This is a genomic window from Chloroflexota bacterium (genome assembly GCA_015478725.1).
In the GTDB taxonomy this organism is placed as follows: domain Bacteria; phylum Chloroflexota; class Limnocylindria; order Limnocylindrales; family CSP1-4; genus C-114.
Map to the genome: position 1 here is coordinate 1 of JADMIG010000023.1, position 10624 is coordinate 10624.

Annotated in this window: 8 protein-coding genes; 1 reads left to right on the top strand and 7 read right to left on the bottom strand. The window is 70.6% G+C overall.

The features are described from left to right. A partial coding sequence (locus IVW53_12200; GenBank protein MBF6606334.1) for an ATP-dependent helicase occupies positions 1 to 903 on the top strand: 903 nt, incomplete at its 5' end. On the opposite strand, the gene IVW53_12205 is transcribed toward IVW53_12200, so the two are convergent. The 7 genes from IVW53_12205 to uvrB form a co-directional block, all read right to left on the bottom strand. Continuing rightward, positions 857 to 1507: a hypothetical protein gene (locus IVW53_12205; protein ID MBF6606335.1), complete on the bottom strand. Its 651-nt coding sequence runs from the start codon at positions 1505 to 1507 to the stop codon at positions 857 to 859. The two genes, IVW53_12200 and IVW53_12205, sit on opposite strands and share 47 nt — an antisense overlap. Continuing rightward, positions 1504 to 2136 (bottom strand): hypothetical protein, encoded by a 633-nt coding sequence (locus tag IVW53_12210; protein MBF6606336.1) that lies wholly within the window; start codon positions 2134 to 2136, stop codon positions 1504 to 1506. Before IVW53_12210 ends, IVW53_12205 begins: the two co-directional genes overlap by 4 nt. Beyond that, positions 2133 to 4124, bottom strand: a complete 1992-nt coding sequence (locus IVW53_12215) for an FAD-dependent oxidoreductase (GenBank protein MBF6606337.1) — start codon at positions 4122 to 4124, stop codon at positions 2133 to 2135. Before IVW53_12215 ends, IVW53_12210 begins: the two co-directional genes overlap by 4 nt. 105 nt (positions 4125 to 4229) lie before the next feature. Continuing rightward, entirely contained in the window at positions 4230 to 4562 is a 333-nt protein-coding gene (locus IVW53_12220) for a hypothetical protein (protein ID MBF6606338.1), read from the bottom strand. Between the two features lie 48 nt (positions 4563 to 4610). Then, positions 4611 to 5090: a hypothetical protein gene (locus IVW53_12225; GenBank protein ID MBF6606339.1), complete on the bottom strand. Its 480-nt coding sequence runs from the start codon at positions 5088 to 5090 to the stop codon at positions 4611 to 4613. 22 nt (positions 5091 to 5112) lie between these two features. Further along, a complete protein-coding gene (gene uvrA / locus IVW53_12230) occupies positions 5113 to 8097 on the bottom strand; it encodes an excinuclease ABC subunit UvrA (GenBank protein MBF6606340.1) in 2985 nt (994 codons plus the stop codon). 72 nt (positions 8098 to 8169) lie between these two features. Beyond that, positions 8170 to 10539 carry an excinuclease ABC subunit UvrB gene (gene uvrB, locus IVW53_12235; protein ID MBF6606341.1) on the bottom strand — a complete coding sequence of 790 codons (2370 nt, stop codon included), beginning with the start codon at positions 10537 to 10539 and terminating at the stop codon, positions 8170 to 8172. Positions 10540 to 10624 lie beyond the last annotated feature (85 nt).

Here is a 10624-nt window from a genome sequence, read left to right on the forward strand (position 1 = left end):
GCGGACGTCCGGCGGGTCCTCGGCCTGGCCGCGGCCCTGCCGGGGCTCCAGCGGTTCGACCTCACGACGAACTTCCGCTCCCCCGCGCCGGTCGTGGAGCGGGCCGTCCGTCTCGTCGCCCACAACCGGGAGCGCTTCCCGAAGGTCGTGACGGCCCGACCGGACGCGGCCGGACGGCTCATCCTCGCACCCGACCCGGCGGACGAGCCGGTCCGCGTGGGCCGCATCATTGACTCGTGGCCCACCGATGACGGGACGACGGCAATCCTCGCCCGGACGAACCGCGAGCTCCTGCCCGCGCTCATGGTCGCCCTCGACCGGGACCTTCCGTTCCGGGCGGAACGACTCGAGACGCCGCTCGACGACGAGCGTCTCGATGCGCTCCTCGACGAGCTCGTCGAGACGGACGAACGCGTGCCGCTCCTCATCCGCGTCGGGTCGATCCGAGACCGCGAACGATCACGCGAGGCGGATGGCGGGAGACTCGCCGACGCGCTGCTCGCGGCAGCACCGCCGTACACGAGCGGCTCGTCGTTCGCTGCCGCCGTCCGCCACCGCCGCGACCGCCTCGTCGCTCTCCGCCGCGACGACGCGCGCCTCACCCTCGCCACGGCGCACGCGACGAAGGGTCTCGAGTTCGACGACGTGGCGGTCGTCGGGATGGAGGCCGCCCGATTCCCGAGCGCGCGGGCGATCGCGGAGGCGGCCGATCCGGTCCGCGCCCTCGAGGAGGAGCGACGCCTCGCGTATGTCGCCTGGACGCGGGCGCGGCGCTCCCTGACGATCAGCTACGACCCCGGATCCCCGTCGCCGTTCCTCAGCGAGGCGTTCGGCGAGCTACCGGATGGCAGCCCGGTCAGCCTTCCGCGCCGTCCGCCGCCGCGCCCCCGCCGAGGCGGATGACGAACCGCGTGAAGAGCGCCGCCCCGGTGAGGCCGAAGAGCGCGAGGCTGAGCTCGATGATCGGCCAGGCCCACGGGTTCACGTTCCCGGCTCCGTCGCTCGCCGACAGTGCGCCGGGGATCCAGCCGAACCCGCCGATCGCGTTCCACGAGTCGACCTGGTCGTGTGCCTCCAGACCGAAGATCTGGGGAACGATGTAGAGGATCGAGGCGATCACGAGCAGGGCGCTCACCCGCTGGAAGGCCCGCGGATCGTCATCCGAGTCGCGGGTGAGCTTGATCGTCAGCGCCCAGAAGAGCACGACGGTCGCGAGCGGTGCCGTGATCGGCAGGCCGAGTCCGATGTAGAGGTTCGGCATGAGGAAGACGGTGCTGAGCGCGAGGGTGATGACCATGAGGCCGTCGCGGATGAGCACATACGACAACCACCAGACATCGCCCCCGAACCGCAGGGTGAGCGTGCCGAGAAAGCGCACGATGTACGGTCGGGCGAAATGGAGCACGAGGGTGAATGCCCAGAGGATCGGCAGGATGGCGGCGATCGAGAGGACGAGCCAGGCGGAGCCGCCCGTCGTCAGGGCGGTGGCGAGCTGGTCGGCGGTCATCGCGCGTCCTCCCCGGTCGTCCCGGCGGTCGGCCGCCGGACGGATGTCTGGCGGAGGTTGTAGGTGACGGCGACGAGGGCGAGGATGCCCACGAGGATCGCCGAGAGGTAGGCGAGCGGGAACGCCCAGGTCGGGTTCTGCGAGGTCACGAAGATCGCAGCAAGCTGGTTGCCGGCATCGGTCCCGACGGTCGTCACCTGGACGCCGAGGAGGTAGGGGACGATGTACAGGCTCGCCCCGATCCCGAGGAGGAAAGTCTGGATCCGGAACCAGCGGAGATCCGCGTCGCCCCGGGTCATGAGCTTGATGAGGAGGACGGCGAACGCGCTCACGGCCGCCAGGCCGCCGGTGATCGGCAGGTTCTGCTTTCCGATGACGTCCGGGTAGAAGAAGATGAAGCTGCCGAGGAAGACCTGGACGACGAGGAGATCGCGGAGCGCCACGTAGACGATCCACCACAGGTCCGCGCCGAGCCGGAGGCTGAACTTCCGGAGGTTCGCGACCATGTACGGCCGAGCGAGATGGAGTGCCACGACGAGGAGCCAGAGCACGACCAGCGCCGCCGCGATCGTCCCCTCGACGAAGCTCTCTCCCGCGGCGAAGAACCCCGAGACCTGATCCGGTGTCACCGAGCACCTCCTGTCACGGGCGCGCCGATCGACGCACCTCCCTGTCCCATCGTCACTGCCATGTCCGGCCGGGGACCGCGGCCGGCGATCACCGTGACCGTCGGACAACCCGCGATCACGTCACACCGGAAGCACCGCGCCGCCTCGTGGCGAGCGGTCGCCTCGTCGAAGCCGAGCTGGTTCGCCCGGAAGGTGTCCACGGCGACGGCCGGCAGCGGTGCACGTGCCCGCGGCCGGACGCCGAGGTCGAGCTCGAGCCGCCGCTCGCGGGCCGTCGCGTGACGGACGACGCGCAGGATCTCCGCCTCTGGATCCGCGGCTCCGGAGAGGTAACCGTGGATCGATGCGGCGGCGTGCCGTCCGGCGGCGACCGCGTCGATGATCGTCTTCGGGCCGGAGACGACGTCGCCGCCGGCGAAGACGCCCGGGCGGCCCGTCGCGAACGTCCCCGGGTCCGCGACGATCCCCGCCCAGTCGCTGATCCCGATCCCCGCGCCCTCCGGGAGGATCGACGGGTCGGGCTCTTCGCCGACCGCGACGAGGATGGTCGACACCGGGAACTCGATCTCGCCGCCGGGGATCGGTTCGAAGACGACCCGACCGCGTTCCAGGCGCTCGGTCGCCCGCTGACGGAGGCCGCGGACCGCGATCGCCCGACCGTCCGTCCCGAGGACCTTCGTCACGGCGATCGCCTCGACGATCTCGATCCCCTCGCGCTCGGCCGCCTCGACCTCCTCGGGCTGGGCCGGCATCTCCGCCCGACCGCGCCGGTAGAGGACGGTGACGGTCTCCGCGCCGCTCCGCTGCGCCGACCGTGCCGCGTCCATCGCGGTGCTCCCGCCGCCGACGACGACGACCGGTCCCGCGAGCCGCGGTCCGGCGCCAAGGTTGACGTCGCGGAGGAAGCGGGTCGCCGGGATGACCCCGGCGAGATCGTCGCCCGGGACATCGAGACGACGGCTCTTCGAGGCTCCGGTCGCGAGGAAGACCGCGCGATAACCGTCCGACTCGAGGCTCGCCAGGGATAGATCCCGCCCCATGGCCTGGTCGAGCCGGAGCTCGACGCCGAGGCTGAGGATCCGGTCGATCTCCGCCCGCAGGACCTCCCGCGGCAACCGGTACTCGGGGATGCCGATCGCCATCATGCCTCCCGGCACGGGCATCGCCTCGAAGACGGTCACCGGGTAGCCGAGGCGGGCGAGGTAGTACGCCGCCGACATGCCGGCCGGTCCGCCACCCACGATCGCGACCGGGGTGGACCGGCGCATGGCCGGCGGGGCCGCGGTGGGCAGCTGGCCGTGCTCGACGGCGAACCGCTTGAGGGTCCGGATGGCGATCGCCTCGTCGAGGGTGCCGCGGCGGCAGGCGGCCTCGCACGGCGCCGTGCAGATCCAGCCGCAGACGGACGGGAATGGGTTCACCTCGGCGCTCACCGCGTATGCGTCGTCGTAGCGGCCCGCGGCGATCATGCCGACGTAGCGGCCGGCGTCCGTTCCCGCCGGGCAGGCGACCTGGCAGGGCGCTCGATCGTCCACCGCCGGATCGTGCGAGCGGGTGGTGAACGCGCCACCCCAGGGGGTCGGATGGTCGGGCTTGAGCACCTCGCGGGTCACCGCCGAGAGCGGGATCCAGGCGTCCCCCGCCGCCCGTGCCGCCGGGCGCTCGATGGGACCCTGCCGCGGCGCGAGTGACGTGGGGCCTGCAGCCGTCGCGAGCGTGATGACGTGGACCGGACACTCGTCGACGCAGACGTGACAACCGACGCACTCGCCGACCTGGACCGGGTGCTCCATGAGCCACGGGATCGGAGCCAGGCCTTCGACGCCGGTCCGCTCCGGTCGGGTCATGTCAAGGGCTTCCACGGGACACACGTCCATGCAGATGCCGCAGTTGATGCAGTTCCCGTGGTCAATGTCGATCCGGTAGCCCATCGTCTCCTCCGACCGGTTGATCTTCGGACTGTGGCGGATGGGCCATCGGCGGGGCATGGGCCGACCGTCCCGGATCGAGGGGCCGCTCGGCCCGCCCGTGGATGGGGAACGGGACGGTGCCGACGCCCGAGCGATCGCCCGATCGATCGGGAGCGGTGGATCTCAGGCGCGGCGGTCGTGCACGGCGAGCACGCGCCCGAGCGCGTCGAGGGCGTCGCGGAACGGGAGGGTCAGCTCATCCGGCAGGGCGTCACGGATCGAGTCCTTCGGCCCGAACGCCGCCCGCGCCCGGGCGGCGGTCCTCCGCAGCGCGGCCGGCGCCTCGTCACGAAGCCGGTCCGGCAGCGGCGAGAGGAACCGCGCCCAACGCTCCGAACCGGAAGCCCTGGCCGCCGCGAGGAGCCGATCGGCGTGACGAGCGGCGGCGAGCGCCGCCGCATCGATCTCGGGCAGCTCGTGGCGAGCTGGCCCGCCGCTCGCCCGAGGCACCGTCACGCAGAACTCCGGGCGACGCACCGGCAGCGCCGACGGACCATCGCGGCGTCAGGCGTCGAAGCGACGGCTCGTCGTGGGATCCGGCCGCGGCAGCGATCCGGACCCGGCAGGCCCGGCTCCGCTCCCCTCCTCCGTCCGGGCGATCGCGAGCGGGAGCCGCTTCCGTTCCGATCCGTTGATGAGGACCCGGAACGAGTACTCGCCGGGCGCGGGGAAGGTGAGATTCCAGAGATCGACCGCGAACGTGACCGTCGTGTCGTGGCCGTCACCCCCGGCGAACGCGACGTTCGCGATGGCGGGCGGTGCGACCTCCGCGCCGTCCGGACCGAGGCAGACGATCCGGACCTCATGCTCGTGACCGAACTCCGGGACCGTGATCGAGAGCGAGACGACGAGGGCGACGTGCGGGTGACGGAGGGGGAACCCCGGACCGCCGATCCGGCTGATCCCGCCACCGAGGACATGGAACTTCTGGCCGGGGGTCGTGTCCGCCGCATCGGCGAGGAAGGCGAAGTCGATGTCGGGCATGGACCGATGGTACCGGACGCGCTCAGCGCGCGGCCGCGGCGACGGCTACGATCGCTCCGGCGCGCCGCGACGAGCCGGCGAACGTCACATCGGAGAGGGGCACGAGTGGCTCACCGCGCAGGACGCGGGCGAGATATTCGCCGGTCGCCGAGCCCTCCGTCGCGGCGATCTCCTCGGGCGTTCCGGTGGCGATGATCCGGCCGCCGCGGAGGCCACCCTCCGGGCCGAGATCGATGATCCGGTCGGCGGTCTTGATGACGTCGAGATTGTGCTCGATGACGATCACGGTGTTGCCGCCGTCCACCAGCCGATGGAGGACCTCGAGCAGCTTCTCGACGTCGGCGAAGTGGAGGCCGGTCGTCGGCTCGTCGAGGACGTAGAGGGTTCGCCCGGTCGCCCGTCGTGACAGCTCGGTGGCGAGCTTCACCCGCTGCGCCTCGCCGCCGGACAGCGTGGTCGCCGGCTGGCCCAGGTGGACGTACCCGAGGCCCACGTCATCGAGCGTCCTGAGCCGGGACGCGACCGCCGGGACAGCGGCGAAGACGTCGAGCGCCTCGGCGATCGTCATCTCGAGCACGTCCGCGATCGAGCGGCCCTTGTAGTGGATCTCGAGCGCCTCGCGGTTGTAGCGGCGCCCGCCGCACACCTCGCACGGGACATAGACGTCCGGCAGGAACTGCATCTCGATCTTGAGGATCCCGTCACCCTTGCAGTTCTCGCAGCGACCGCCCTTGACGTTGAAGCTGAACCGTCCCGGGCCATAGCCGCGGACCCGCGATTCCGGGACACCGGCGAACAGTTCGCGGATGGGCGCGAAGAGCCCGGTGTACGTCGCGGGATTGCTCCGCGGCGTCCGGCCGATCGGGCTCTGGTCGATCTCGATGATCTTGTCGATGTGCTCCATCCCCTCGACCCGGTCATGGGCGCCCGGCTCATCGCGAGCGCCGTTGAGGTCCCGGGCGAGGGCACGGTAGAGGACGTCCGTGACGAGCGTGCTCTTGCCCGAGCCGGAGACGCCAGTGACGGCCACGAAGCAGCCGAGCGGGAACTCCGCGTCGACGCCACGGAGATTGTGTTCGCGCGCGCCGCGGACGGCGAGGACGTGCCCGTTCCCCGTCCGTCGCCGGGTCGGGATCGGGACGGAGCGGTCGCCGCGAAGGTAGGCGCCGGTGATCGAGCGAGGCTCCCCGAGCAGCGATTCGAGCGGGCCGTTCGCGACGATCTCGCCACCGTGCTCCCCGGCACCGGGTCCGATGTCGAGGATCCAGTCGGCGGTCCGGATCGTCTCCTCGTCGTGCTCGACGACCAGGACAGTGTTGCCGAGGTCGCGCAGCCGGGTCAGGGTCGCGATGAGCTTGGCGTTGTCCCGCTGGTGGAGGCCGATGGACGGTTCGTCGAGGATGTAGAGGACGCCCATGAGCGTCGTCCCGATCTGCGTCGCCAGGCGGATCCGCTGCGCCTCGCCACCGGACAGCGTGACGCTCGTCCGGTCCACGGTCAGGTAGTCGAGGCCGACGTCGACGAGGAAGCCGAGGCGGGCGGTGATCTCCTTGAGGACGAGCCGGGCGATCGTCCGCTCGCGGTCGGAGATGCGATCCGGCAGCACGGCGACCCAGGCGAGGGCGTCGAGCACCGACAGCGCCGCCACATCGCTGATGTTCCGGCCGCCGATGCGGACCGCCAGGGCCCCCGGCTGGAGCTTCTTCCCATCGCAGGTCGGACACGGCCGGCTCACCATGAACTTCTCGAGCTCGGTCTTGATGTACTCGGACTCCGTCTCCCGGTAGCGGCGCTCGAGATGGTTGACGAGACCCTCGAAGGTCGCCGTGTAGGTGTTCTCGCCCCGCTCGTGGCGATAGCCGATGACGACCCGCTCGTCGCGCGGGGCGTGGAGGAGATACTCGAGCGCCTCCGGCGGAAGGTCGCGGACCGGCACCTCGTAGTCCCAGCCGTGGGCACGGCAGATCGCCTCGATGATCCGCGATCGCCACGACTCTTCCATCGGGAGGCGGGCCCAGGGCGCAAGCGCGCCGTCGCGGAGGCTGCGGTCCCGATCCGGGATGAGGCGACCCGGGTCCACCTCGAGCCGCGTTCCAAGCCCGGTGCAGGCCGGACATGCACCATGCGGCGAGTTGAAGCTGAAGCTCCGCGGCTCGAGCTCCTCCATCGTGTAGCCGTCGTAGGGGCAGGTGAACCGCTCCGAGTAACGGCGCTCCGTGAACGGCGGCTCCTCGCCGTCCCGTGGCACGGGGGCGACGACGACGACGCCTTCACCGAGACGGAGCGCCGTCTCGATGCTGTCCGCCAGTCGGGCTGCATCCGGATCCGTCGGCGATCCTTCCGCGCCATCCTTCGACGGGTCGGGCGAGACGTGGCGGACGACGTAGCGGTCGACCACGACCTCGATCGAGTGACGCTTGTACCGGTCGAGCGGCTTCACCTCCGTCAGGTCCATGAGCTCGCCGTCCACCCGCACCCGGACGAAGCCCTGCCGGCGGGCGCTCTCGAAGACGCGGTCGCCCTCCGTCTTCCGATCCTTGACGAGCGGTCCGAGGACGAGGAGTCGCGTGCCGTCCGGCAGGGCGAGCACCTGATCGACGATCTGCTGGACCGTCTGACGCTCGATCTCGTGGCCGTTCGGACAGAACGGATGCCCGATCCGCGCGAACAGGAGCCGGAGGTGATCGTAGATCTCCGTGACCGTGCCGACGGTCGAGCGCGGGTTCCGGCTGGAGCCCTTCTGGTCGATCGAGATCGCCGGCGAGAGCCCGTCGATCTGGTCGACGTCCGGCTTCTCCATCTGACCGAGGAACTGCCGCGCATACGCGCTGAGACTCTCGACGTACCGGCGCTGACCCTCGGCGTAGATCGTGTCGAACGCGAGGCTCGACTTGCCGCTGCCGGAGAGGCCGGTGATGACGACGAGCCGATCGCGCGGGAAGGCGACCGTGACGTCCTTGAGGTTGTGTTCGCGTGCGCCGTGCACGACGATCTGATCCTGGGGCACGGCCCTAGTCTACGGCAGACCCGGCGGATAGAACAGACGTGCGATTCTGCTTCGCACCCTGACCGTCACCGGTCAGCGCCGCCGGCGGTGCGGCGATCGGGTCCCCGTCCGGTGGATGACATTCGGGGTCACCGTCCGATCCCACGTCGGCCGGTCGAGCCAGCGGGCCTGCCATCCCGCGTCCTCGTCGTGCTCGTCGCGGATCCCCGGGAGCCAGTCGGCCGCGGTGCCGTCGCCCGCCGACCCGTCCTCCGTGGCGGCATCGCCCTCGCCGCCCGTCGGCCCGAGCGTCGTGGCCGGCTCCTCGGCCGCCGGCAGGACCGTGACGGACGTCACCTCGAGCCGCGCAGCCGGACGGGATGCGGTCGAACCGGGCCTCGTCCCGCGAGCGGGTCCGCGGACCACCCGCTCGACCGCCCGGGCGACCTGCGCCGAGGCATCCTCCTCGAGGACCCGGAGCCGGATCGACTGGATCTCGTCGCGGAGGGCCACGGCGCGCTCGAACTCGAGCTGCTTCGCCGCCGACTTCATCTCGGCCTCCATCTGGGCGATGAGCCGCTCGACCTGGGCGCGGGTCGTCGCCGGGAGCTCGCCCGGCGCATGGGGCGACGAGCCCGGTCGGTAGACCTCCGTCCGCTCGGCGACGGCATGGAGCCGCTCGTTGATGTCGTGGATCTCCTTGCTGATCGTCGTCGGCTCGATCCCGTGCTCCCGGTTGTACGCCTCCTGGATCGCGCGACGGCGGTCCGTCTCGTCGATGGCCGCGCGCATCGAATCGGTGATCCTGTCGGCGTACATGACGACCCCGCCGGCCGTGTTCCGGGCAGCCCGACCGATCATCTGGATGAGCGACCACGAGCTTCGGAGGAAGCCCTCCTTGTCCGCGTCGAGGATCGCGACCAGGGTGACCTCCGGTAGATCGAGGCCCTCACGGAGGAGGTTGATGCCGACGAGGACGTCGAACACGCCGAGCCGGAGGTCGCGGAGGATCTGGACGCGTTCGAGCGTGTCGACCTCGCTGTGGAGATACTGGACCTTGATCCCGAGCTCGCGGAGATAGTCGGCGAGGTCCTCCGCCATCTTCTTCGTGAGCGTCGTCACGAGCGCCCGCTCGCCGCGTTCGGCTCTCGCCCGGATCTCCTCGAGGAGATCGTCGATCTGGCCGTCGGTCGGCCGGACCACGATCCGGGGGTCGACGACGCCGGTCGGCCTGATGAGCTGTTCGACGACCCGTTCGCTCCGTTCGAGCTCGTACGGCCCGGGCGTCGCGCTCATGTAGATGACCTGGTTGATGCTCGACTCGAACTCCTCGAAGGTGAGCGGCCGGTTGTCGAGCGCGGACGGCAGCCGGAAGCCGAAGTCGACGAGGATCTCCTTGCGCGTCCGATCGTTCTTGTACATGCCGACCACCTGCGGGATCGACATGTGGCTCTCGTCGACGACGAGGAGCCAGTCCGGTGGGAAGTAGTCAAGGAGCGTCCACGGCCGGCTGCCGGCGGACCGTCGCGACAGGTGTCGCGAGTAGTTCTCGACGCCCGAGCAGTAGCCGAGCTCGCGCATCATCTCGAGGTCGAATGTCGTCCGCTGCCGGAGTCGCGCGCCCTCGAGGATCCGGCCCGCCGCCTCCATCTCGCCGACGCGTGTCTCCATCTCCGCCTCGATGTCGACGAGGGCCTCGCCGAGCTTGTCCGCCGGGGTGACGAAGTGGGTGGCGGGATAGACGTTGATCTCCTTCCGTTCCGCGAGGAGCTCGCCGGTGAGCGGATCGAGTTCGCTGATCCGCTCCACCTCGTCACCGAAGAACTCGACCCGCACGAGTCGGTCCTCGGAGGCCGGCTGGAGCTCGAGCGTGTCGCCTCGAACGCGGAACCGGGCGCGCTGGATCGTGGCGTCGTTGCGCTGGTACTGGAGGTCGACGAGGTGGCGGAGCACCGCGTCGCGCCGATACTGACCGCCGACCCGGAGGCGGAGGACCGTCGCGCCGTAGTCCACCGGGGCGCCGAGACCGTAGATGCAGCTGACGGAGGCGACGATGATGACGTCCCGTCGCTCGAAGAGGGCGTGGGTCGCCGCGTGGCGCAGCTTGTCGATCTCGTCGTTGCGGCTCGAATCCTTCTCGATGTACGTGTCCGAGCGCGGGAGGTACGCCTCCGGCTGGTAGTAGTCGAAGTAGCTGACGAAGTACTCGACGGCGTTGTTCGGGAAGAACTCGCGGAACTCCGCGTAGAGCTGGGCGGCGAGCGTCTTGTTGTGGGCGAGCACGAGCGTGGGCCGCTTGTGGCGGGCGATCGCCTGAGCCACGGTGAACGTCTTCCCCGTCCCCGTGGCCCCCAGCAGCGTCTGGTGGCGAAGGCCTCGTCCGAGCCCGTCGACGAGCCGTTCGATGGCGGCTGGTTGGTCGCCGGTCGGGACGAAATCCGCGACGAGCTGGAAATCGGGCACGGTCGAACGATACCACTGCGGCACCCTCCGCTTGCGAACGGGCGTTCTATCTTCTGGCCCGGCCGCAGGCCCGCAGGGTCGGCGG

Coding starts and splice junctions, on each gene's coding strand:
- IVW53_12205 (MBF6606335.1), bottom strand. CDS start 1,507: ATGACCGCCGACCAGCTCGCCACCGCCCTGACGACGGGCGGCTCCGCC.
- IVW53_12215 (MBF6606337.1), bottom strand. CDS start 4,124: ATGCCCCGCCGATGGCCCATCCGCCACAGTCCGAAGATCAACCGGTCG.
- IVW53_12225 (MBF6606339.1), bottom strand. CDS start 5,090: ATGCCCGACATCGACTTCGCCTTCCTCGCCGATGCGGCGGACACGACC.